The 22,084-nt window shown below is 62.6% G+C and carries 23 protein-coding genes; 11 read left to right on the top strand and 12 right to left on the bottom strand.

All coding sequences use genetic code 11. The features are described from left to right. Positions 1-12 precede the first annotated feature (12 nt). Positions 13-993: an aldo/keto reductase gene (locus tag BM045_RS12860; protein WP_092183877.1), complete on the bottom strand. Its 981-nt coding sequence runs from the start codon at positions 991-993 to the stop codon at positions 13-15. Between the two features lie 139 nt (positions 994-1,132). Here BM045_RS12860 and BM045_RS12855 point away from each other — a divergent pair, with 139 nt between their 5' ends. Beyond that, positions 1,133-2,029 carry a LysR family transcriptional regulator gene (locus BM045_RS12855; protein WP_092183875.1) on the top strand — a complete coding sequence of 299 codons (897 nt, stop codon included), beginning with the start codon at positions 1,133-1,135 and terminating at the stop codon, positions 2,027-2,029. Between the two features lie 42 nt (positions 2,030-2,071). On the opposite strand, the gene BM045_RS12850 is transcribed toward BM045_RS12855, so the two are convergent. The 4 genes from BM045_RS12850 to BM045_RS12835 are packed head-to-tail and all read right to left on the bottom strand — an operon-like array spanning position 2,072 to position 6,358. After that, positions 2,072-2,857, bottom strand: coding sequence for an SDR family oxidoreductase (locus BM045_RS12850; protein ID WP_092183874.1), 786 nt, complete (start codon positions 2,855-2,857; stop codon positions 2,072-2,074). Beyond that, on the bottom strand, positions 2,854-3,786 hold the full coding sequence (locus BM045_RS12845) for a dihydrodipicolinate synthase family protein (RefSeq protein WP_092183872.1): 933 nt from the start codon (positions 3,784-3,786) through the stop codon (positions 2,854-2,856). The genes BM045_RS12850 and BM045_RS12845 overlap by 4 nt, the downstream gene beginning before the upstream one ends. Positions 3,787-3,809: 23 nt before the next feature. Next, entirely contained in the window at positions 3,810-4,667 is an 858-nt protein-coding gene (locus BM045_RS12840) for an amidohydrolase family protein (RefSeq protein ID WP_092183870.1), read from the bottom strand. After that, complete coding sequence (locus BM045_RS12835; protein WP_092183868.1) at positions 4,664-6,358, bottom strand: IlvD/Edd family dehydratase; 1,695 nt, start codon at positions 6,356-6,358, stop codon at positions 4,664-4,666. Before BM045_RS12835 ends, BM045_RS12840 begins: the two co-directional genes overlap by 4 nt. A gap of 202 nt (positions 6,359-6,560) precedes the next feature. On the opposite strand from BM045_RS12835, the gene BM045_RS12830 reads away from it, so the two are divergent. Next, on the top strand, positions 6,561-7,580 hold the full coding sequence (locus tag BM045_RS12830; protein WP_092184199.1) for a Gfo/Idh/MocA family protein: 1,020 nt from the start codon (positions 6,561-6,563) through the stop codon (positions 7,578-7,580). Positions 7,581-7,649: 69 nt separating this feature from the next. After that, a complete protein-coding gene (locus BM045_RS12825; RefSeq protein ID WP_092183866.1) occupies positions 7,650-8,267 on the top strand; it encodes a GntR family transcriptional regulator in 618 nt (205 codons plus the stop codon). A gap of 256 nt (positions 8,268-8,523) precedes the next feature. Here the strand turns inward: BM045_RS12825 and BM045_RS12820 are convergent, their stop codons facing one another. Continuing rightward, positions 8,524-10,128 (bottom strand): GH39 family glycosyl hydrolase, encoded by a 1,605-nt coding sequence (locus BM045_RS12820; RefSeq protein ID WP_092183864.1) that lies wholly within the window; start codon positions 10,126-10,128, stop codon positions 8,524-8,526. Positions 10,129-10,490: 362 nt separating this feature from the next. Here BM045_RS12820 and BM045_RS12815 point away from each other — a divergent pair, with 362 nt between their 5' ends. From BM045_RS12815 to BM045_RS12785, 7 genes are all read left to right on the top strand, one after another. Beyond that, positions 10,491-12,389, top strand: coding sequence for an ABC transporter substrate-binding protein (locus BM045_RS12815; RefSeq protein WP_092184197.1), 1,899 nt, complete (start codon positions 10,491-10,493; stop codon positions 12,387-12,389). Between the two features lie 69 nt (positions 12,390-12,458). Then, positions 12,459-13,463, top strand: coding sequence for an ABC transporter permease (locus BM045_RS12810; protein ID WP_092183863.1), 1,005 nt, complete (start codon positions 12,459-12,461; stop codon positions 13,461-13,463). Between the two features lie 4 nt (positions 13,464-13,467). Then, positions 13,468-14,325: an ABC transporter permease gene (locus BM045_RS12805; RefSeq protein ID WP_092183861.1), complete on the top strand. Its 858-nt coding sequence runs from the start codon at positions 13,468-13,470 to the stop codon at positions 14,323-14,325. A gap of 1 nt (position 14,326) precedes the next feature. Continuing rightward, positions 14,327-15,355 carry an ABC transporter ATP-binding protein gene (locus BM045_RS12800; RefSeq protein WP_092183859.1) on the top strand — a complete coding sequence of 343 codons (1,029 nt, stop codon included), beginning with the start codon at positions 14,327-14,329 and terminating at the stop codon, positions 15,353-15,355. After that, positions 15,352-16,197, top strand: coding sequence for an ABC transporter ATP-binding protein (locus BM045_RS12795; RefSeq protein WP_092183857.1), 846 nt, complete (start codon positions 15,352-15,354; stop codon positions 16,195-16,197). Before BM045_RS12800 ends, BM045_RS12795 begins: the two co-directional genes overlap by 4 nt. A 73-nt stretch (positions 16,198-16,270) precedes the next feature. Continuing rightward, a complete protein-coding gene (locus BM045_RS12790) occupies positions 16,271-17,107 on the top strand; it encodes a DUF72 domain-containing protein (RefSeq protein WP_170848495.1) in 837 nt (278 codons plus the stop codon). Positions 17,108-17,186: 79 nt separating this feature from the next. Next, positions 17,187-17,696 (top strand): disulfide bond formation protein B, encoded by a 510-nt coding sequence (locus BM045_RS12785; protein ID WP_092183853.1) that lies wholly within the window; start codon positions 17,187-17,189, stop codon positions 17,694-17,696. Here BM045_RS12785 and BM045_RS12780 read toward each other — a convergent pair. From BM045_RS12780 to BM045_RS12760, 5 genes are all read right to left on the bottom strand, one after another. Continuing rightward, on the bottom strand, positions 17,693-17,983 hold the full coding sequence (locus tag BM045_RS12780; protein ID WP_092183851.1) for a type II toxin-antitoxin system RelE/ParE family toxin: 291 nt from the start codon (positions 17,981-17,983) through the stop codon (positions 17,693-17,695). The two genes, BM045_RS12785 and BM045_RS12780, sit on opposite strands and share 4 nt — an antisense overlap. Continuing rightward, on the bottom strand, positions 17,983-18,243 hold the full coding sequence (locus BM045_RS12775; RefSeq protein ID WP_092183849.1) for a type II toxin-antitoxin system ParD family antitoxin: 261 nt from the start codon (positions 18,241-18,243) through the stop codon (positions 17,983-17,985). The genes BM045_RS12780 and BM045_RS12775 overlap by 1 nt, the downstream gene beginning before the upstream one ends. A 59-nt stretch (positions 18,244-18,302) precedes the next feature. Next, the gene (locus BM045_RS12770) at positions 18,303-18,860 is read right to left on the bottom strand and encodes an HNH endonuclease (protein ID WP_092183847.1); all 558 of its coding nucleotides are present in this window, start codon (positions 18,858-18,860) and stop codon (positions 18,303-18,305) included. Between the two features lie 89 nt (positions 18,861-18,949). Next, a complete protein-coding gene (locus tag BM045_RS12765) occupies positions 18,950-19,609 on the bottom strand; it encodes an alpha/beta hydrolase (RefSeq protein WP_092183846.1) in 660 nt (219 codons plus the stop codon). Then, positions 19,606-20,265 (bottom strand): DNA-3-methyladenine glycosylase family protein, encoded by a 660-nt coding sequence (locus BM045_RS12760; protein ID WP_092183844.1) that lies wholly within the window; start codon positions 20,263-20,265, stop codon positions 19,606-19,608. The genes BM045_RS12765 and BM045_RS12760 overlap by 4 nt, the downstream gene beginning before the upstream one ends. Before the next feature lie 13 nt (positions 20,266-20,278). Between BM045_RS12760 and gluQRS the strand changes: the two genes are divergently transcribed. Further along, positions 20,279-21,136: a tRNA glutamyl-Q(34) synthetase GluQRS gene (gene gluQRS, locus BM045_RS12755; protein ID WP_092183842.1), complete on the top strand. Its 858-nt coding sequence runs from the start codon at positions 20,279-20,281 to the stop codon at positions 21,134-21,136. Here the strand turns inward: gluQRS and BM045_RS12750 are convergent. Next, entirely contained in the window at positions 21,133-22,080 is a 948-nt protein-coding gene (locus BM045_RS12750) for an NAD-dependent epimerase/dehydratase family protein (protein ID WP_092183840.1), read from the bottom strand. The two genes, gluQRS and BM045_RS12750, sit on opposite strands and share 4 nt — an antisense overlap. Between the last annotated feature and the right edge of the window lie 4 nt (positions 22,081-22,084).

Genomic DNA, 22,084 nt, shown 5'->3' with positions numbered 1-22,084 from the left:
AGATCCGCTTGTTTACCGGTCGATGCGCGCCTGGTTGACCGCCGAGTAGCGATCGCCCTTGATCTCGATGCCGCTGACGGCGGCCGCGATGGCGGCCAGTTCTGCCGCAGTGAAAGTGACGTCGACAGCACCAATATTTTCCTCGAGCCGATGCAGCTTGGTGGTGCCTGGTATGGGCGCGATCCAGGGCTGTTGCGCCAGTACCCAGGCCAGCGCCAGTTGGGCCGGGGTGATCTGTTTGTCGGCAGCAATGGTCCTCACTGTGTCGACCATTGCCTGGTTGGCGGCGCGGTTCTCCGGATCAAAGCGCGGCACGGTGTTGCGGAAGTCCGTCTCCGCCAACTTGGTGTCCGTATCGATCGTGCCAGTGAGAAAACCCTTGCCCAGCGGGCTGAACGGCACAAAGCCGATGCCGAGTTCCGCGAGCACGGGCAGAATCTGCTCTTCCGGCTCACGCCACATCAGCGAATATTCGCTCTGCAGCGCGGTGACTGGCAACACGGCGTGAGCGCGTCGGATATTGGCGACACCGGCTTCGGACAGGCCAAAATGCTTGACCTTGCCCTCGGCGATAAGTTCCTTGACCGTACCAGCCACCTCTTCCATCGGCGTGTTGCGGTCGACGCGGTGCTGATAGAGCAGGTCGATGCGATCGGTGCGCAACCGCTTGAGCGAGCCTTCCACCGCCTTGCGGATGCTGGCCGGGCGGCTGTCCGGTGCGCCGCCCCCGGCAATGTCGAAGCCGAATTTGGTTGATATCACCACCTGGTCGCGGATCGGCTCAAGCGCCTCTCCGACCACCTCTTCGTTCTTGTACGGGCCATAGACTTCGGCCGTGTCGAAGAAGGTGATGCCGCGCTCGAAGGCGTCGCGGATCAGCTTGACGCCGACGGGTGTTGCGAGCGGCGTGCCATAGGACTGGCTGATCCCCATACAGCCCAGGCCAATGGCCGAGACCTCAAGGCCGCTGCTGCCGAGTGTTCTGGTTTTCATGCTGTGTTTCCTCATGCTTGCCGGGTCGGTCGATTGAACGTTCGAGTATGTTGTCACCCAAGATAGGCCATCCGCACTCATCTGATTAGGGCGGCTAATCTGCTTGATCCTATGAATGGCGTTCATGATAGACTGCGGCATGGATCGCGATAACATTGCCGACCTCATAGCCTTCATCACCATCGCGCAGGAGCGAAGCTTTACCCGCGCTGCAGCGCGTCTCGGCCTGTCGCAGTCGGCGCTCAGTCACGCGCTGAGCCGGCTGGAAAAACGGCTTGGCGTGCGGCTGTTGACACGCAGCACGCGCAGTGTTTCTGCCACCGAGGCGGGCGAGCGCCTGTTGACCACGGTCGAGCCGCGCTTCGAGGAAGTCGACGCTGCGCTGGCCCAGGTCAGTGAGTTTCGCGACAAGCCCGCTGGCACGATCCGCCTGAGCGCCGGTGAGCACGCCATCAATGCAGTGCTCTGGCCCCGGCTACAGAGGTTCACCAAAGACTATCCCGATATCCGGCTGGAGCTCATTTCGGAAAACAGTCTCGTCGACATCGTCGCGCAGCGCTATGACGCCGGGGTGCGTCTGGGCGAGCAGCTGGCCAAGGACATGATCGCTGTGCGCATTGGACCCGATTGGGCAATGGCGGTGGTTGGCGCCCCCAGCTACCTCAAGGGCCGGACATTGCCCGCCAGCCCGCAGGACCTGACCGACCACGTCTGTATCAATCTTCGCCTGCCGACCCATGGCGGCAATTATGTGTGGGAGTTCGAGCAGGACGGACGGCGGCTCAACGTCCGGGTCGACGGTCAATTGGCATTCAGCAGCAGCAGCCACATTCTGTCGGCCGCGCTGGTCGGATCGGGCCTGGCTTGCATCCCCGAAGACATTGCCGCGCCGCACTTGAGAACCGGCGCTTTGGTCCGCATGCTTGATGACTGGATGCCGAGCTTCGACGGCTATCATCTTTATTATCCCAGCCGGCGTCAGACCTCGCCGGCCTTTGCCAGGCTGATCGAGGCCCTGCGCTATCGTCCGACCTAGCCGGCGGCACCGGCATCGGCGATCATGGGGATGCTACCAGGCTCAGATGTTCTTGAGCATGCCGCCGTCAACGCGGATCAGGCTGCCGGTGATATAGGACGAGCGTTCGCTGGCGAGGAAGGTAACGACATCGGCCAGCTCCTCCGGTCTGCCATAGCGGCCGGCCGGAATGGTCGCGATCGACTGCGCCCGCACCTCGTCCAGGCTCTTGCCCAGCCGCTTGGCGGCACCGGCGTCCAGTTCATCGACGCGATCGGTGTGGACGCGACCCTGCACCACCACATTGGCGGTGATATTGTCACCGGCCACTTCGGCGGCCAGCGTCTTGCTCCAGCCGACCAGCGACTGGCGCAGGGCATTCGACAAAGCCAGTCGCGCGATCGGAGCTTCGACACCCGAGGAGGTCAGCGTCACGATACGACCCCACCGACGCGCCTTCATGCCGGGCAGCATGGCCTGGGTGATGGCGACAAGCGGGGTAACCATGGTGTCGAAGGCGCGGGAAAATTCTGCGGGCGCGATGGTGCCGGCTTCGCCTGGCGGCGGGCCGCCGGAATTGTTGACAACGATATCGGCACCACCGGCGCTTTCCACCGCGCTGATGAAGGCGGCCACCGAAGCCGGATCTGAGAGATCGAGCGACAGGCCGGTGATAGTGCCGCTTGTATTGGCTTCTAGCCGTTGATTAAGCGCCGTGATCTTATCCACCGAACGGGCGCCGCCGATGACGGTGACGCCCTCATTGGCCAAAGCGACAGCGATGGCCGCACCCAGCCCCTTGCTGGCGCCCAGGACAATTGCGCGCTTGCCTGCGATCCCGAGCTTCACAGGCCAAGCTCCGCGATGCGCTTGTCCTGGCGGGCCAGCAGCAGTTCAACGTCGGCGATATCGCCCTTTGAGAGCGCGCCGCCCGGCTTGCGCAGGGCAGAGGAGGCAATCACGCCGCGCTTGGCCAGCACATATTTGCGGGCCGATAGGCCGATGCCCGGCTGCTGCTCGTAGCGCACCAGCGGCAGATAGGCGTCGAAAATGTCGTGGGCGCGCTGCACATCGCCCTTGGCATAGCTCTCGACCACGCCGACCATCATTTCCGGATAGCAGAAACCGGTCATGGCGCCATCGGCACCGCGGCCCATTTCCTCGGGCAGGAACAGGCCACCATTGCCGCAGAGGATGGAGATACGGCGCGTCTCGCCCTTGTCGCTCGAGGCGCGCAGGGCGGTGATCTTGGAAAGGCCCGGCCAGTCCTCATGCTTGAGCATGACGCAGGTCGGCACATCCTTGATGATGCGCTCGATCACCTTGGGGGCAATGGTCACATTGGTGGTCAGCGGATAATCCTGCAATACCCAGGGGGTCTTGCCCAGGGCATCGCCGACCGAGGCATAGAAGGCATAGGCCTGGTCGTCGGTCTTGGTGGTCCACGGCGGCGCCACCATGACGCCCGCCGCGCCCAGATCCATCACCGAAGCGGCCAGTTCGCGCATCGGCGCGAGGCCCGGCGCGGTGACGCCGACAACGATCGGTAGCCGGCCGGCAACGCGGTCGATGACGCGCTTGGCAATGGCGCGGGATTCTTCCGAGGTCAGCTTCGGCGCTTCACCCAAAAGGCCCAGGATGGTCATCCCGGTGACGCCTTTTTCCTCGTAGAAATCGACCATGCGGTCGACGCTGTTCCAGTCCACCTCCCCGGCATCGGTAAAGGGGGTAACGGCGATCACATAGACGCCTTTCGCGTCTTCGGTGAGCAATGGCATCAGAATTCTCCGCTCGGGATGGGTCAGCGCGACCAGTAAAGCATTTCGGCGTTGCGCACGAAAACCAGCTCGCGCGCCTGCGGCGGCACCACATCGAGGCTGAGATCGATCAGATCGGCATCCTCCACCATGGTGTCGAACAGCTCAGTATGCGGCCAGTCACTGCCCCACAAGAGCCTGTTTGTATAATTGTCTACAAGACTACGAACTGCTTGCCTATACCCGGCGTGACCGGCCGTATCGCGTAGCCGGTAGGGCGCCGAAATCTTGGCATAGAGCAGCCCGCCGTCGAGGGCGCGCTTGAGGTCATCGAGCGGCTGTCCGACCGGGTCGAGCGACATGAAGGCAAGATGGTCGATAATGCCGGTCAGCCCGTGGCGCTCGGCGAGTTCGGCCACACTGGCAATCGCCTCGGCCCCCACCTGGAACACCACATGCCAGCCCAGCGGACGAATGCGCGGCGCCAGAGCCTCTAAGGCATCGAGGCCAATACCGGCCTTGTTGCGCAGGTTGATGCGGATGCCGCGCACCCCGAGCCGGTCGAGCCGCGCCAGCTCGTCCGTGCTGGTCTCGGGCGGGATGACCACCACGCCGCGTAGATTTGCCGGATCAGCACAAAGAGCCTCGACCAGCACGGAATTGTCCACGCCGTAGACGCTGGGCTGCACCAGCACGCCACGCGCCATGCCGAGCCTGGCGGCGAGGTCCTGCCACTGCACCAGGGTCTGGATTTGCGGGGTGTAGCTGCGCGGGACATTGAGCACCGCGCCGGCCTTGAACACATGGAAATGGCTATCCACTGTGCCGGCTGGCAGGCGGGAGAGCGGATCGCGAGACAGAGGGAGCGGCGCCAGGCAAAGCGGAGCGTTCTGATCCGTCACGGGGCAACCTGCAGGAAATCGAAATCGGCGCCTTCGTCGGCCTGCATCACGTGGTGATGATAGAGATGGGCATAGCCGCGGGTCGGACCCTCGGGAATGGGCGGCAGCGCCGCCATGCGGCGGTCGAATTCCGCGGCGTCGATATTGAGATCGATGCGGCGCGCCTTCACGTCGAGCGTGATGGTATCGCCAGTGCGGACGATGGCCAGTGGGCCATTGTCGGCGGCTTCCGGCGAGATGTGGAGGATCACCGTGCCAAAGGCGGTGCCGCTCATCCGCGCGTCGGAAATGCGCACCATGTCCTTGACGCCCTGCCGCGCCAGCTTGCGCGGAATGGGCAGGTAGCCCGCTTCCGGCATGCCCGGCGCACCCTTGGGGCCGGCATTGCGCAATACCAGCACGTCATCGGCGGTGACGTCGAGATCGTCGCTGTCGATGCGGTTACTGAGGTCTTCGACGCTGTCGAACACCACGGCGCGGCCAGTGTGCTGCATCAGGATCTTGGAGGCGGCCGACTGCTTGATGACCGCACCGCGCGGGGTGAGATTGCCCTTCAGCACGGCCAGCGTGCCGATCGGCTTGAGCGGCGCGACGACGGTACGGATGATGGTCTGGCCCGGCTCGTCGATCACCGCGTCGATCACCTGGCCGATACTGCTGCCATAGACCGTGGGGGCAGTGTCATCGAGTTCGTGGCGCACTTCCTTGAGCAGCGCCGGCACGCCGCCGGCCTTGTGGAATTCGGCCATGTAATGCTGGCCCGAAGGCTGCAGGTCGACCAGCAGCGGCACGCGCTGGCCGATCTGGTCGAGCAGGTCCATGTCGAGCTTGAAGCCCAGCCGGCCGCAGATGGCCGCCAGATGCACCACCGCATTGGTCGAGCCACCCATGGCCTGCAGGGCGACGAGAGCATTCTTGATGGCATTGGGCGTCAGCAGTTCGCGCACGGTCAGCCCGCCCTCGCTGGCCAGCTTGGCCGCCTGCGCGCCGGTGGCTTCGGCAAGGCGCATTCGTTCGGAATCGGTGGCGGGAGCAGAGCCGGCCTTGGGCAGGCAGAGGCCCATGACCTCAGTGAGATTAGCCATGGTGCTGGCGGTACCCATGACGGTGCAGGTGCCAATGGAGGAGACCAGCTTGTTGTTGACCTCGGTTATCTCGGCCTCATCGATCTCGCCGGCGCGGAAGCGGCCCCACATGCGGCGACAGTCGGTGCAAGCGCCGAGCCGCTCGCCCTTATGATGGCCGGTGCCCATCGGGCCGGTCGGCAGGAAAATCGCCGGGATTTCGCTCGAAGCGGCCGCCATGATCTGGGCCGGCAGGGTCTTGTCGCAGCCGCCGATCAGCACCACGCTATCCATCGGCTGGGCGCGGATCATTTCCTCGGTTTCCATCGCCATCAGATTGCGCAGATACATCGAAGTGGGCGAGGCAAAGCTCTCGTGGATGGAGATGGTCGGGAAGACCATGGGCAGCGCGCCATTCAGCATCACGCCGCGTTTGACCGCCTCGATCAGCTGCGGGACATTGCCGTGGCAGGGATTGTAGTCGGAATAGGTATTGGCGATGCCGACGATGGGCCGGTCGAGCGCATCGTCGGAATAACCCATCGCCTTGATGAACGCCTTGCGCAGGAACAGGGAGAAGCCCTGATCGCCATAGCTGGTCAGCTTGCGGCGCAGCCCGTTGGACAAAATACAATCCTCCCGAAAGGCGGAGGTTGACCTTCGCCGCTTGCCTGCCAACCTAAACCCGCAAGCCGAATTGTCAATAAAACACTTTGCGCGAAGTTGACAATCACCTGTATTTTTGGATGAAATCGCTGTTGCAGCGCGGACTCATCCGATAGATTATTGACAAATAAGCGCATTGGGAGGGCCGCGAATGCAGGCGGAAATGCGGAAAAGGCGGCGTCTCGGGGTGATTGGTGCCGGTTGGGTGAGCCAATACCACCTGCCGGCGTGGCAGAAGCTGGCCGATCGCGTCGAGCTGGTAGCCATTGCCGATCCGTCGCTCGAAACGGCCAGCGCACGAGCGGAGAATTTTGCTATCCCTCAGGTGTTTGCCAGTGCTGAGGCCATGCTGAATGCAGCCGACCTCGATATTGTCGATATCTGCGCACCGCGCGAATATCACGCCGAACTGGTGGAACTGGCGGCATCGCGCGGGGTCGCCATCCTTTGCCAGAAACCGCTGGCAACCACCCACTTTGCAGCAAGCTTGCTGCTGGAAAGCTTGCAACCTGCCTGTCGTTTGATGGTGCATGAGAACTGGCGTTTCCGCGCCTGGTATCGCCACCTCAAGAGCTGGCTCGACGAGGGCTTGGTCGGCGAGGTCCGGCAGGTGCGCCTGGATTTTCTGTCGAGCGGCATGATCCGCGATGCGGCGGGCCAACGACCCGCTTTGGTGCGCCAGCCGTTCTTTGCCCGACAGGAGCGGCTGCTGGTGATGGAGGTGCTGATCCACCAGCTCGATACGCTGCGTTTCCTGATCGGCGACATGGATGTGGTGGCGGCCAAGCTTGAGCGCAGCAATAAGGACATCGTGGCCGAGGACATTGCAGCGATCACCCTGCGGCGGCGGGTGGATGGCGTGCTGGTGCAGGTGATAGGCAATCTGGCCGTGCATGGGGCGCCACCGGCGCCGCGCGACCAGTTGCGGATCATCGGCACCCGGGGCACCGTGAGTCTGGATGGCAACCGCCTGACCGCTGCAGGCGCGGCCGACCGCGACGAGCAGTTCGATGCCGACGCGACCTATCAGGGCTCTTATGACGCTGCGATCCAGCACTTCATCGACCGGCTGGATGACGGCATGCCCTTCGAGACCTCGCCGGAAGATAATCTCGAGACGCTGAAGCTGGTGGAGGATATCTACCGGCTGGCAGCGTTCGACCCGGCGCGCGAACCGCGCTAGAATAGGCCTGACTGCCAGGAGCCTCAATTGAAAGCCGCAAACGATATTCATCCCGACGAGCATGACGACATGTCGATTGCCCGGGCGCTCGAGGAAGACATTATCTTCGGCCGCCTGGCCCCAGGCACGCGGCTGACCGAGGATACGCTGCTGGCTCGCTTTGCCGTGACGCGGCATTTCGCGCGCCAGGCGCTGGTGCAGCTCGAAGCCATGGGCATCGTGGTGCGCGAGCGCAATCGCGGCGCCACGGTGCGCTCGCTGACGCCCAAGCAGGTGCAGGAAATCTACGCGGTGCGCGAATTGCTGCAGCGGCAGGCTGCGCTGTGGATTCCGCTGCCCGCGCCGCAAAGCCTGATCGATGAACTCAATGCCATCCATGCCGAGCACGGCCAGCATATCGAAGCCGGCTTCCTGCGCGGCGTGCACGAGGCCAATGACCGCTTTCACCTGACGCTGTTCGGCGCCTGCGGCAATGATCATCTGGTGCAGTCGATCGAGCTCTACATGCGGCTGAGCCTGCCGGTGCGGGCCAATTCCATGGCCAATACCGACGCCCTGCGCATCGCCCATGACCATCACCGGCTGATGATCGAAATGCTCAGGGGGCAGGATAATTGGGTTTTGGCGCAGCTCTGTGTCGACCATTTGCAGCCGAGCAAGGCGCGGTATCTCAACCGGCTTGTGTGAGGCTGTTGAAACTCTCCCTTAGCTAGCGTTCAGCTTAGAGCTCCCAGTCCCCCACCCGACCCCTTCGGGGCCACCCTCCCCACAAGGGGGAGGGATAAGAAAGATCGAGTCCGCTGAGCGAGGGCTTCCCTCCCCTGAATGGGGAGGGATTGAGGGTGGGGTGATGGCTGGCCACAGAGCCCCACCAAAGCCCCCCTCAAGAGGCTAAGAAAAAGATGGAGCGCGCCAGGGAGTGGGGCGCGCTCCTCTGTCGGACCTACCAGTCGAGGCGCAGGAGGGATACGCCCTGACGCGGCAGCGTGGTCCGAAGCTCTATCTTTCCGCCGTTGACCGCGACGCTGGCCACGTCTTCGATCTGGGCGAGCTGGCCCGAGGCTTCGAGCTTGGCATAATCCGCGCCCTGCGGATTTTCCGGCTTGCCCATGGCTTTCCAGACGCCAAAGGAATTGGAGTGGGTCTCGTCCATGCGGAAGTGCTTGAGCGACGCCTTGCGATCACCCCAGCCGTCGATGGCAATGCTGACCTCGGCATCGGGGCCGGCTTCGTCATCGTCGTGATAATGCCAGACCAGCACACTGATGCCCTTGTCATCGCGGGTCGCGACCACATTGACGTCGGGCTCGCCGCGCACGCCGTGTTCCATGATCTCCTGCAGGTCGCGGCGATGGCTGCTTTGCGTGGATAGCCAATCGCCGCCCAGCTTGCCGAGCATGCGGAAGCCGTTGAGCACCGCCTTGTCGACGCCATTGGTGGCGAGATCGCGGAAGCCGTCGTACCAGGCCTGGTCATCGAACAGGAAGGCCCAGGTGACGGCGCCTTCGATATGGATGTTCTTGAGCTTGGCCAGCTCATAGGTGCGCAGCATGCTCTCGACGACATAGACGCTATAGAGCGGGCCGTTGCGATAGCCGTTCTGCGGATGCACGCGGGCCGAGCAGGCAGCGCAACCTTCCGGATCGCTTTCACCGATCACCACCGGCAGGTGGCTGAGGGTGGGGAATTCGTTGATGATATCGAGATTGGTCTCGATATCGCGCAACTGCTTGTGCACGCCCATGCGCACGTGATCCTTCCAGATCACCGGATTGCCCTTGGCGTGGAAGGCGATGAAGTCGAGCGGCGACTTGTGGTCGACGACATATTGCAGGAATTCGCGCAGGAACTTCTGCGCCTTGGGATTGGAGAAGGCGCCGCAGGTGTGCGGACCACCAACGCGGGCATTGGGCAGAGCCCGCCTCACCGCCTTGGCGCTGACGTCATACATTTCGCAGAATTCGGGGATGGTGCCGTGCCAGTAGAGCCCATCCGGCTCGTTCCAGACTTCCCATGGCCAGGTCGAGACTTTCTCCTCGCCATAGCGGTCGGCCATGTGCCGTGCCCAGGCATAGACCAGATCGCCCCATTTCTTGAGATTGTTGGGCGGCACAGCCCAACCAGTCATGATGGTGGCATAGGGATCGGCCGGCGCCCAGTGATGCTTGTACTCGCCCTGGAAGTCCGACAGCGCCTCAGGCATGAAGCCGATCTGCACCAGCGGGATATTGCCCGCCTCCATATAGGCATCAAAGATCTGGTCCATGATGGTCCAGTCATACACCGGGTTGCCGTCGGCATCCTCGCTATAGGCATTGGTCGAGCCCCACTTGAGAGCCGCCACGCCATCGCCCGAGGTCAGCAGGTTGTGGGTGCGGATATGGGGCGCCGTATTGCTGAGCTCCGTCAGCTCCTTGAGCAGCTTCTTGCCATGCGGGGAATAGGTGTAGTTCGGCTCGTCATAGCCAAACCAGTTCCACAGCGGATGATAGGGCTCGGTCGGCTGGTCAGCGTGAATTGTCGTCGAAACCTTGATCGGTTCAGTCATGAGCTTCCTCTGGCGGGGTATCTGCCGAGCCTCCTCCAGAAGACCGGGCCGTGATGATGCTTGGCTGGTTGCGCTGCTGCAATGGGTGCGCGACGCCGCATCGAAGCTAAGCCAAAACACCTCTTTGTCAATAATAATGCTCAATCCAAACCATGAAATGTCAGATTTCATCTGTTTTATCCGAGATTATTGATATTTTAGGTTGCTGGTTGAGCGGAAATTGTCGATAAAGCGACTATGGACCTGTTCCCCGCGGGGAGTTGAGTGCGCTTGAGGAGGCGCGGCGTGGGGGGTTCGGTCCGGAGGGGCGCCCGCCCATCCAGTGAGGAAGGGCTCGCGTGGCGAGCACCGAGGAGGAACGCATGAGGCTCTTTACGAAGATTGCCCTGGCAGCTGTCGCGTCACTATTGGCGCTGCCGGCCCTTGGCCAGGATTTCATCGCGGGCATTCCCCGCAACGAGGCTTTGATCATCCAGGGACCGACGGCGCAGAATGCCGACTGGTTCAACCTGTGGGCCCCCGGTGGTGGCGCCAATGTCAACGGCCAGCAGCAGCTGACCACCGACACGCTGTGGTGGATCAACCCCGAAGGCGGCGCCGACGCCTGGACCAATGCCCTGGCCACCGAGCCGCCGATCTATAATGACGACTTCACCTCGATGACGGTGAAGCTGCGCGAAGGCGTCTATTGGAGCGACGGCGTCGAATTCACCGCCGACGACCTGGTCTATACCGTCCAGACCCAGATCGATCATCCCGGCATGGGCTGGAGCGCGCCCTTCTCGCTCAATGTCGACAGTATCGAAAGCCCCGACCGCAATACGGTCACCTTCAATCTCAAGGCGCCAAACTCGCGCTTCCATACGCTGTTCACGGTGCGCTGGAACGCCGCCTGGATCATGCCCAAGCATATCTTCGAAAAGGTCGAAGATCCGCTGGCCTTCAACAATAATCCGCCGGTCTCACTCAGCGCCTATGTGCTCAACAGTTACGACAAGGGCGGAAACTGGGCGATCTGGAAGCTGCGCGACGACTGGCAGCGCACCACCATCGGCATGTTGCAGGACACGCCGCCTGAAGTGAAATATGTGGTCTATGCCGCCTCGGGTAATCCGGAAGCCCGCGTCATCGCCCAGCGCAACCACAATCTCGACGTGATCAACGACATTGCCCCCGAAGGCATGTTCGCCATCATGAAGGATGCGCCCGAGACCGCCGCCTGGCTGCCGCATTTCCCCTTCGCCCATCCCGATCCGACGCTGCCATCGGTGCTGTTCAACCTGCAGAAGGCGCCGTTCGACAACAAGGACGTCCGCTGGGCCCTGGCGCTGTTGATCGATATCCGTGCCGTTGCCCTTGGCTCCTATCGTGGTGCGGCCAACCTTTCGGCTCTCGGCGTGCCGCCGACCGGTTCTGCGCCGGAAAACTACTTCATCCCGATGCAGGACTGGCTGACCAGTTTCGAGCTCAATACCGGCACGCAGACCATCAAGCCCTACGATCCGACCATTGCCAGCCAGCTCGCCAATATGGTGCGCAACCAGTGGCCGGATCAGATCCCGACCGATGAGGCTGCCCTGCAGCGTTCATTCGGCTTCGGCTGGTGGAAGCAGGACGTCCAGGCGGCAACCGAGCTGCTGCAGAAGGCCGGTTTTACCAAGAATGGCAACCAGTGGCTCAAGCCCGATGGCACGCCGTTCGAAATCCGCGTCATGGTTGAAGGCGATGCCATTCCGACCCTGGCCCGTGCCGGCACCGCCATTGCCCAGCAGTGGAGCCAGGCCGGCATCAAGGCCACCGTTGACGTCGCCGGCCCGACCAATGGCCAGCGCCTCGGCACCGGCGACTTCGAAACCGCCATCTACTGGACCGTGGAAACCTGGGGCGGCCACCCCGACCTCAGCTTCTTCCTCGACAGCTATCGCAGCGACTTCATCAAGCCGGCCGGCGAAATCCAGCCGCCACGCAACCTGCAGCGCTGGCAGGATCCGCGCCTTGACGCGCTGATCGACCGCAACCGCTCGCTGGCCTTCGACTCGCCGGAAGTGGTGGCACTGGGCATCGACTACCTCAAGCTCGTCGTCGAGGAGATGCCGATGATCCCGCTGATGGCCTACAATAAGTTCGCGCCCTTCGACACGACCTATTGGACTGGCTATCCCTCTGCGGACAATCCCTACGCCGCCTCGGGCCCGAACTGGAGCAACCTGCGCTACATGATCGTGGCCCTGCAGGCCAATCCGAACGCGCCCAAGCCCTGATACCGAGCCGGACCGGCTGGGCAATCCAGCCGGTCCATCCGTCTCCGTCATCACCAGATCGGAACGCCCATGAACGGCTTTCTCATTTATGTCGCCAAGCGCTTCGGACAATTGGTGTTCGTCGTCGTCACGGGGGTGACGCTGGCTTTCCTGATTGCCCATTTTTCGCCGGTCGATCCGGTCGAACAGACCCTGTCGCTGGTCACCAGTTTCGGCGCCACCGATCCGCGCTCGGTGGAGATCCTGCGCCAGTCGCTGCGCGAGCTCTATGGCACCGAAGGGTCGCTGATCGAGCAGTATTTCCTGTTCTGGGGCCGCGTACTGCGTGGCGATTTCGGTCCGTCGTTGTCGGCCTTTCCGACCCCGGTGATGACCATTATCGGCCGCGCCCTGCCCTGGACCATCGGCCTGTTGACGCTTGCCACCCTAATCGCCTGGGTGGTCGGCAATACGCTTGGGGCGATTGCCGGCTATTTCCGCAACAGCCGCGCCATGAAGGTGGTCGGCCTCTTCGTCATGGCCCTGCAGCCGATCCCGACCTATATTTCCGGCCTGACGCTGCTGATCATCTTCGGCTTTCTCTGGCCCGTGCTGCCGATCAGCGGTGGCGCCCAGCTCAACCTCGAGCCCGGCATGACCTGGGCCTATATTTCCTCGGTCATTCAATATGGTACGCTGCCGGCGCTGACCCTGGTGCTGGTGGGGATCGGCGGCTGGTTCATCTCGATGCGCTCGCTGGTCTCCAATATCGTCACCGACGACCATGTGGTCTATGCCGAACTGGGCGGCGTGCCATCGCGCACGGTCTTCTCGCAATATGTGGCGCGCAACGCCATGCTGCCGCAGGTCACCGGCCTGGCGCTGAGCCTGGGCAATGTGTTCGGCGGCGCGGTGATCGTCGAGTTCATCTTCAACTATCCCGGCATCGGCAAGCTGATGGTCGCGGGCATTTATGCCGGTGACTATAGCCTGGTGCTGGGTGTCACGACCTTTTCCGTCATCGCCGTGGCCGTCGCGGTTTTCCTGATCGACATCACCTATCCGCTGATCGATCCACGCGTGAAGCTGGGATAGCACCATGTTCAAAGTTCTTCGTGACCTGCTGCGCTACAACCGCGAATTCCTGTTCGGCTCGCTACTGATCGCCATCATTCTGGCCGTGGTCGTGGCGTCGTATTTTGCCCCCTATGACGAGATGATGACCTATGCGGTCATCCCCGACATGCCGCCAGGATCGGAGTACTGGCTGGGCACCAATAGCCGCGGCCAGGACATGTTCTGGCAATTGGCCGCCTCGATGCGCAATACGCTGATCTTTGGCATTGTGGTGGCGCTGATCAGCCGCGTGATCGCCATCGCGGTGGGCCTGATCTCCGGCTATGTCGGCGGCAAGACCGACCAGGCCATCATGGCCTTCAACGACACGCTGGGCGCGCTGCCCAATATCCCGATCCTGCTGCTGCTGGTCTTCGTCTTGCGCGACCAGATGACCTGGCCGGTGCTGGCGCTGACCGCGGCCTTGCTGGGCTGGACCCATGACAGCCGGCTGATCCGTTCGGTGGCGCTGTCGCTGCGCACGCGCGAATTCACCCGCCACGCGGCGTTTTCGGGCATGCGCACCACCCAGATCCTGCTGCGCGAGCACCTGCCCTATGTGATGCCGATCGTCTTCTTCACCACGATGAATAACCTGATCTGGGCGATCGGCCTTGAGGTCACGCTTTCAATCCTGGGCTTTTCCGACATCAACCGCCCGACCATTGGCGGCATGATCTACTGGGCCAATGCCCATTCGGCCATGGTGGCCGGCATCTGGTGGTGGATCGCCGTGCCCATGGTGGCCGTGGTGATGCTGTTCATCGGCCTGTTCCTGCTGGCCATGTCGGTCAACGAATATATCGATCCGCGCAGCCGTCTCGCGCGCATGGGAGCGTGAGATGACCGAGGTTCTCGATTTCAAACCCGCCGTCACCCAGGCCCAGGATGTCCTGACCATCAGGGATCTCAAGGCCTATTACGTCAACGACATGTTCGGCGTGCGCCGCGAGGTGCGGGCCGTCGACGGCATCAGCCTCACAGTGCGCCGCAACGAGGTCTATGGCATTGCCGGGGAAAGCTCCTCGGGCAAGACCTCCCTGATCAAGACCCTGGCTGGCGCCATCCGCCCGCCGATGCGGGTGGTCGACGGCAGCGTCAACTTCAGCTTCGGTGACACCCATATCGACGTCTATGCCGAGCCCGAAAAGATGAAGGCGGCGCGCTGGCAAAACCTGAGCTATATCATGCAGGGCTCGATGAGCGTGCTGAACCCGGTGCGCCGCATCAAGCATGCTTTCAACGACTTCGCCTTCCGCCACATGGGGCTGGACCGCCGGGCCTTTCGCCAGCGCGTCGAAAGCCACCTGCAAAAGCTCGGGCTTGATCCCAATGTGCTGGAGGCCTTTCCGCACCAGCTCTCGGGCGGCATGCGCCAGCGCGTGACCATTGCGCTCGCCACGGTCTGCGAGCCCGAATTCATCATCGCTGACGAGCCGACCACGGCCCTCGACGTGCTGGTGCAGCAGGACGTGCTGGGCCTGCTCAAGGAGGTGCAGGCGCGCCTGGGCTCATCGGTGGTGTTTGTCACCCATGACATGTCGGTACATGCCGCGATCACCGATCGTCTCGCCATCATGTACGCCGGCCGCCTTGCCGAGGAAGGCCCCACCCAGGCCATGTTCGACAATCCGCAGCACCCCTATACCGCCCATCTGATCGCCAGCCTGCCACGCATCGGCGATGTCTCGACGCGAAAGAGCCTTGCCGGCAAGCCGCCGAGCCTTGCCAATCCACCATCCGGTTGCCGTTTCCATCCGCGCTGCCCGATTGCCATCGACCGCTGTTCCAAAGAGGTGCCGGAAATGCTGCCCAGCGCCATCGGCGGCCGCGTCGCCTGTTTCCGTGCCGGGGAGGTTGCCGTCAAATGAGCAAGCTGCTGGAACTCGACCACGTCACCAAGCTCTATCCCGTCGGCGGCCTGTTCTCCCGGCAGAGCATCAAGGCGGTCAATGACGTGAGCTTTTCGCTCGATGCCGACAAGCCTGAAATCTTCGCCATTGTCGGCGAAAGCGGCTCGGGCAAGTCGACCATGGCCAAGATGATGCTGGGCAATGAAGTGCCCAATAGCGGCCGGCTGGTGTTTGACGGCACCGATATCAGCACCATCCGCAACCGCAGCCAGCGCGAAGCCTTCATGGCGCGGGTGCAGCCGGTGTTTCAGAACCCCTTCGAGGCTTTCAACCCGCTGACCCGTGTTGACGCTTATCTGTTCGGCACCGCGCATCGTTTCGCCGGCGCCAATAACCAGGCGGAAAAGGAGCGCGTCTGTGACGAAGCCCTGCAGCGCGTCGGCCTCTCCATGGCCGAGATCAAGGGTCGGTTTTCCCACGAGCTCTCCGGCGGGCAATTGCAGCGTGTCGCCGTGGCGCGTGCGCTGATCCCCTCGCCCAAGCTGATCGTCGCCGACGAGCCAGTCTCCATGGTCGATGCGTCCCTGCGCATGTCGATCGTCAACCTGTTCCGCTCGCTGCGCGATGAGCTGAAGGTCTCGATCATCTACATCACCCACGACCTGGCGACGGCCTACTATATTTCCGACCGCGTCATCATCATGCAAAAGGGCGTGGTGATCGAAAGCGGCGATGCGCGGGCGGTGCTGGACAATCCCACGCATCCCTATTCCATCGCCCTCAAGAACGCCGTGCTTCCACCCGATCCCAGAGCGGCCTCGGCCGCCATCCGCCTGCGCAGCGCAGCCGCTGCCGGCTGATTCTGCGCTGCGGGCCTGCTGACATCGGCCTGACCGCGTGCCACTAATGGGCCAGAAAATCGCGGAGATTTTTATGGCCTCGACGGGTGTGATACGCACTGGAACCGCCGGCTGGGTATTCGAGCCCTGGCGCGGGACGTTTTTTCCAGAAGGCCTGGTACAGAAAAAAGAGCTGGCCTGTGCCGCCTCGCGCCTGGGCAGCATTGAGATCAATGCCACCTTCCGCGCCAACCAGAAGCCGGCAAGCTTTGCCAAATGGGCGGGCGAGGCGGCGCGCGATGGCTTTGTGTTTTCGATCAAGGGCCCGAAGCTGGTCACCCATATCAAGCGGCTGAAGAACTGCGAGATCGAGCTGGCCAATTTTTTCGCCTCGGGACCGCTGGCGCTGGGCGCCAAGCTCGGCCCCTTCGTCTGGCAGCTGCCGCCCAATGTCAGCTATGACCGGGATGTTTTGGCGAATTTTCTGAACCTGCTGCCCAAGACCACGGCGGACTATGTGAAACTGTCGAGCAAGGCCGACGAACGATTGAAGAGCGAACCCTTTCTCGACACCGCGGGCGTTGGCCCGATCCGCCACGCCATCGAGCTGCGCAACGCCAGTTTCGATGTGCCCGAGGTCAATGCGCTGCTGGCTGAGCACAATATGGCCCGCGTGATTGCCGACACGGCGGAAAACCCGTCGCGCGAGCTAACCGCCGACTTTGCCTATTGCCGGTTGCAGGGGCCGGCGCGGGGCGACGCGCAGGGCTATCAGGCTGACGATATTGCCGATTGGGCAAAGACAGTGAAAGCCTGGGCTGACGCGGGCAAGGACGTGTTTGCCTATTTCGTGCATGAGGACAAATTGCACGCCCCTGCCAATGCCATTGCCCTGCGACAGGCTGCCGGCATCACCCTCCCCGGCGACTGATCACAAGCCCGTTCCCCGCTGGAATTTGCCGCAATCGCGGTCTATTCAGCCACCAGCGTCACCCCAAGAGTTTTCCAGCATGGCCGCCTCCATTCTCCACCCGCTCGACAAGAAATCGGCCGGCCTCGCCTTCGTGCTCGGCTTCATCACCATCGCCGCTGCCTGGGGGTCGCAGCTGATCGGGGGGCTGGTGCCCTGCGAGCTCTGCCTCGGGCAGCGCCTGGCCTATTATTATGGCCTACCGATCCTGCTGGCCGTGCTGGTGACCTGGAACCGCCTGCCGCTGGCGGTGTGGTACATCGCCATGGCCGTGGTCACTGCGATCTTCGTCTGGGGCGCCTATATGGGCAGCTATCACGCGGGTGTGGAATGGGGCTTCTGGCCCGGCCCGACCGCCTGCACCGGCGTCGGCGAAATGATGGATTTCAGCTCGCTCAACAACCTGACCCCGGTGATCGGCTGCGACGTGGTGCAGTTCCGCTTCCTGGGGATTTCGCTGGCCGGCTATAACGCGCTGATTTCAGTGGCCATTGTCGGACTGCTGGGCATTTCGATCTGGGCCCAGTCGCGGCATCGCCGTCGGGTTTAGTCGCCGAGCGCGGTTGAGAGATCCATGGCCGAGTGAAGGACGCGTACGATCAGTATGGTGTCGCTGACAGCATAAATAATCGCGTAATTGCCAAGCGGTCGGCGACGATAGGCCAGGTGTTCGAACCCTGGAACAAGCTCATAGCGCTGGGGATGATCTGCTAAGCCGAGGCAAGCGGTTTCCAACTCGCCAACCAACTTGAAGGCTGCTCCTAAACTATCCGCCGATATAAAGACTGCTATGTAACGAAGATCGCGTCTTGCCTCTGTGGAAAACGCGACACGCATCAGGAAGCCTTTCTCGCTATCTGATCGATGAGTTCACGCAACTCGGCAAACACCTCCTCAGCAGGATGGACCCGCCCGGCGTCAATGTCGTCCTGCCCTGCTTGCAGCTTTGCCGCCAACCGCTGAAATGCAGCCTCGCGCTCCTGCACCAGTCGCACGCCTTCGCGCAAAACTTCGCTCTTGGAGTTGTAACGCCCATTCTCGACGAGGTCGTTGACGACCCTCTCCAGATTTTCGCCCAGTTCTGCGCTGATCGCCATGCGTGCTCTCCTGCCTGGTCACGACCAATAATAGTTATTGGACGGCGAAGCGGCAAGTCCTACGGCTCAAGCTCGATGTCCCAGTAGAGATAGTCCAGCCAGCTCTGGTGCAGGTGGTTGGGCGGGAAGGCCCGGCCGTTGTTATGCAGGTCATGCACCGTTGGATGGTAAGGCGTCTGGTGCGGGAACATGCGGATTTCGCTCGGCATGCGATTGGCCTTGCGCAGATTGCAGGGCGCACAGGCCGCCACAACATTTTCCCAGGTGGTCAAGCCGCCCTTGGAGCGGGGAATGACATGGTCGAAAGTCAGGTCATCCCTGGCGCCGCAATATTGGCACTGAAAGCGATCGCGCAGGAAGACGTTGAAGCGGGTGAAGGCCGGATGACGCGCCGGCTTCACATAATCGCGCAGCGAGACGACGCTGGGCAGCCGCATTTCGAAGCTGGGGGAGTGGATCACCGTATCGTAGAGCGAGACGATATTCACCCGGTCCAGGCACACCGCCTTGATGGCGTCCTGCCAGGACCAAAGCGACAATGGATAGTAGCTGAGCGGCCGGAAGTCGGCGTTCAGTACCAGCGCGGGACAGGCCTCAGGCGACACGTGGATGGTCACTAGAGTCTCCCGGATCGGGAATCGAGTAAGTCCATAGCCCTCTTATACTAGGCCCAATATGTCAGGCCTGTGAAGCGGGCGTTAATGGCTTATTTTGCGGCGACCCGGGCGATGAACTGGGTGGCAAATTCCAGCCCGTCCGGGGCGATGCCATGGGCGATGCCCTCGCTGACATGATAGCTCACGTCATAGCCGGCCAGCCGCAGCGCCACATCGGCATCGGCGCTGTGCTCGGGATCGACCACCTCGTCCATGTCGCCATGCACTAGGCAGACCGGAGTATTCGGCAATTCTGTCGTCCCGAAACCCTCCGGCGGCAGGAAGGCGCCGGAAAAAGCGATGATGCCCATCAGCGGCTTTTCGAGCGACAGCCCGACATGCAGCGCCATCATCGCGCCCTGGCTGAAGCCTGCGAGGATGGTGTTTTCCGGGGTAATGCCGCTCTGGCTCCACAGGTCGGTGAGAAATTCGACCAGCACCGGCCGGGCCGTGATGACGCCCTCCTGCCGGCTGGCGAGGCGGTCGGCATCGAAGCTGATGTCGAACCACTGGAAGCCTGAGGCCAGCTGCCGGCATTGGTCGGGGCCATTGGGCGAAATGAACACGGCATCCGGCAGAATGCCCTGCCAGTGCGGCGCAAGACCGATCAGGTCGTGCCCGTCGCTGCCATAGCCATGCAGCAGCACCACGGCCTGTTTGGGCAATCCGCCCGAGGCGGGTGGCAGCATGGGGCCGGAGAGCTTGGTCACAACAGGATTCCTTCTCGGTCGCGCATCACCGCGAAATAGCGCCAGAACAGCAGGGCGGCCGCCGAACGATATGGCGCCCAGGAGGCAGCGATCCGGATCATCTCCTTGATGCTCGGCCGCGCGTCAAGTCCGAGGCCGTGCTGCACCGCCTTGAGCAGGGCGAGATCGCCGGCCGGAAACACATCGGGATGGCCGGCGCAGAACATCAGATAGACCTCAGCCGTCCATGGCCCGATGCCCTTGTGGGCCACGAGATAGGCCACCGCCTCATCGGCCGGCAGGGTTTCGAGATGGGAGAAGTCCAGTTCACCCGCCACCATGGCTTCCGCAATGACGCGGACGGTACGGAACTTGCCGCCGGAAAAGCCGGTGGCCCGCACGGCCTCTTCGCTGAGCGCCAGATAGGTCAGCGGATCAAGCGCACCGGGCAATTGCTCGAACCGCCCCCAGATCGCGGCGGCGCTGGTGACCGAGAGTTGCTGGCCGGTGATCACCTTGGCCATGCCGGCAAAACCGGGCGGGTTGATGCGCGGCGCCACTGGCCCGGCAAAATCGCGCACGGCGGCGAGACGTGGATCGATACTGACCAGCAGCTCGATATGGGCGGCAATCGCTTCAGCGCTGTCGATGCGCGGTGACGGCGGGATCGGGGTCATGTAGAAAACACTCGTGTCGCAAAAACTCGCAAAACCCGTCCTTCGCTTTGCCCCCAGCCCCAATGGGCGGCTGCATCTCGGCCATGCCTATTCGGCGCTCTATACCTGGAACGCCGCCAGCCTGCTTGGCGGTACGGCGCTGCTGCGCATCGAAGACATCGATGCGGAACGGAGTAAACCCGAATTTGTCGCGGCGATCTTCGATGATCTGCATTGGCTGGGGCTGGACTGGCCGGAACCGGTGATGGCGCAGTCCGAGCGGATGGATATCTATGCCGATGCCGGCAATCAGCTGCGCGACCAGGGCCTGCTGTATCCGTGCTTCTGCAGCCGCGCGGACCTCGCCGCACATGCCATCGGGCTGGATCCAGAGGGCGCGCCGCTCTATGCCGGCACCTGCCGGCACATGGATCGCGGCGAACAGATAGAGCGGCTTGAGCGCGGCGACGCGGTACAGTTTCGCATCGACGTGTCGGGGGCCATGGCCCGCATCGGTATGCTCACCTTTTCCGTGGTCGGCCCCTCGATCAGTGACCGCCCGCAGATCCGCCACGCAAGACCCGAGCGCTGGGGCGATGTGGTGCTGCAGCGCAAGGGAATGCCGACCAGCTATCACCTCAGCGTCGTGGTAGATGACGCGGCGCAGGGCGTCAGCCATGTCACCCGCGGCCGCGACATGGAGGCTGGTACCGACATGCATGTGCTACTGCAGATGCTGCTCGGCCTGCCCTCGCCGATCTACAATTTCCACAAGCTCATTCTCGACGACAACGGCAAGAAGCTGGCGAAGTCGCGCCATTCGGAAAGCCTGGGCGACCTGCGCGCCAAGGGCTGGACGCCGGAGGATGTCCGGCGCGCCGTCGGGCTTTAGGCGGCCGCCCTTTGGGTCAGGAACGGCTTGACCACTTCGGCCACCGCCACGTCGAACGGCGTGCCGAAATCTGGGCCCAGCATAGCATCGAGCCGCGGATCGACCAATTCCATCGGATTGTTCCAGAGGTAGCGCATCTTGACCACTTCGCGCATCACGCCATTGGTCAGCCCCATGGCATAGAGCACCAGCCACGGCAGGGCCGCGACTTTGAGCGGGGCGGGCGAGGCCTTGGTGATCGCCGCCATCAGCGCGCCATGCGTCACATAGTGTCCGGCAAAGTGGAAACTCTCGAAGGCCCCAAGGGCATCGCGCTGTTCGGCCAGTTTGGCGAAGGCGCGGCCGAGGTCGGGCAGATAGGCCCAGGCGTGTCCGATATCGGCGTCGGCCATGCGGTAGATCTTGCCCTTTTTGGCATCCATCATGATCGCCTGGTCAAACCAGTCGCCGGTATTATGGGCGGCATAGAAATCGCCGGCGCGGATGATGATGGTCTGGAGTTTTCCGGCCTTCGACGCAGCGGCCAGCATTTCCTCCTGGCGCACACGAATGGCGCCGCGCGGGGTCTGCGGGCGCTGGGGCGTGGGGGGCGCGATGCGCCGGTCGCTGGCGGCATAATTGTAGATATTGCCCGGAAACATCAGCGTCTTGCCGCTATCGCCCATAGCGGCGATCACCGTGGCAAGCTGGGCTTCGGCTCGGCCCCTATCCCATTTGTCATAGGGCAGGTTAAGCGCATTGACGACGATATCGGCGCCGGCCACAGCCTCTTTCAAATCGTTAAGACTGCCGGCATCGCCTTGAACGAAGCTGACGCCAGTGATCGGCAGGCGATTGCTGCGACCAAACCCCTTCACCGTGAAGCCAGCGTCCACGAATGCTTGCGCCGCGTGGTGGCCGATATGGCCGTTGATGCCCAGAATTGTCACATTACCCTTGCTCATCGCC

Source organism: Devosia sp. YR412, from assembly GCF_900110945.1.
GTDB lineage: Bacteria > Pseudomonadota > Alphaproteobacteria > Rhizobiales > Devosiaceae > Devosia.
The sequence above is the reverse complement of the archived record's forward strand: the minus strand, read 5'-3'. Positions and strand labels throughout refer to the sequence as shown.

What these genes read in the sequence shown, in the direction of transcription:
- BM045_RS12860 (WP_092183877.1), bottom strand. Translation starts at nt 993, where the DNA reads ATGAAAACCAGAACACTCGGCAGCAGCGGCCTTGAGGTCTCGGCCATT.
- BM045_RS12855 (WP_092183875.1), top strand. Translation starts at nt 1,133, where the DNA reads ATGGATCGCGATAACATTGCCGACCTCATAGCCTTCATCACCATCGCG.
- BM045_RS12845 (WP_092183872.1), bottom strand. Translation starts at nt 3,786, where the DNA reads ATGCCATTGCTCACCGAAGACGCGAAAGGCGTCTATGTGATCGCCGTT.
- BM045_RS12830 (WP_092184199.1), top strand. Translation starts at nt 6,561, where the DNA reads ATGCGGAAAAGGCGGCGTCTCGGGGTGATTGGTGCCGGTTGGGTGAGC.
- BM045_RS12825 (WP_092183866.1), top strand. Translation starts at nt 7,650, where the DNA reads ATGTCGATTGCCCGGGCGCTCGAGGAAGACATTATCTTCGGCCGCCTG.
- BM045_RS12820 (WP_092183864.1), bottom strand. Translation starts at nt 10,128, where the DNA reads ATGACTGAACCGATCAAGGTTTCGACGACAATTCACGCTGACCAGCCG.
- BM045_RS12815 (WP_092184197.1), top strand. Translation starts at nt 10,491, where the DNA reads ATGAGGCTCTTTACGAAGATTGCCCTGGCAGCTGTCGCGTCACTATTG.
- BM045_RS12810 (WP_092183863.1), top strand. Translation starts at nt 12,459, where the DNA reads ATGAACGGCTTTCTCATTTATGTCGCCAAGCGCTTCGGACAATTGGTG.
- BM045_RS12805 (WP_092183861.1), top strand. Translation starts at nt 13,468, where the DNA reads ATGTTCAAAGTTCTTCGTGACCTGCTGCGCTACAACCGCGAATTCCTG.
- BM045_RS12800 (WP_092183859.1), top strand. Translation starts at nt 14,327, where the DNA reads ATGACCGAGGTTCTCGATTTCAAACCCGCCGTCACCCAGGCCCAGGAT.
- BM045_RS12795 (WP_092183857.1), top strand. Translation starts at nt 15,352, where the DNA reads ATGAGCAAGCTGCTGGAACTCGACCACGTCACCAAGCTCTATCCCGTC.
- BM045_RS12790 (WP_170848495.1), top strand. Translation starts at nt 16,271, where the DNA reads ATGGCCTCGACGGGTGTGATACGCACTGGAACCGCCGGCTGGGTATTC.
- BM045_RS12785 (WP_092183853.1), top strand. Translation starts at nt 17,187, where the DNA reads ATGGCCGCCTCCATTCTCCACCCGCTCGACAAGAAATCGGCCGGCCTC.
- BM045_RS12780 (WP_092183851.1), bottom strand. Translation starts at nt 17,983, where the DNA reads ATGCGTGTCGCGTTTTCCACAGAGGCAAGACGCGATCTTCGTTACATA.
- BM045_RS12775 (WP_092183849.1), bottom strand. Translation starts at nt 18,243, where the DNA reads ATGGCGATCAGCGCAGAACTGGGCGAAAATCTGGAGAGGGTCGTCAAC.
- BM045_RS12760 (WP_092183844.1), bottom strand. Translation starts at nt 20,265, where the DNA reads ATGACCCCGATCCCGCCGTCACCGCGCATCGACAGCGCTGAAGCGATT.
- BM045_RS12750 (WP_092183840.1), bottom strand. Translation starts at nt 22,080, where the DNA reads ATGAGCAAGGGTAATGTGACAATTCTGGGCATCAACGGCCATATCGGC.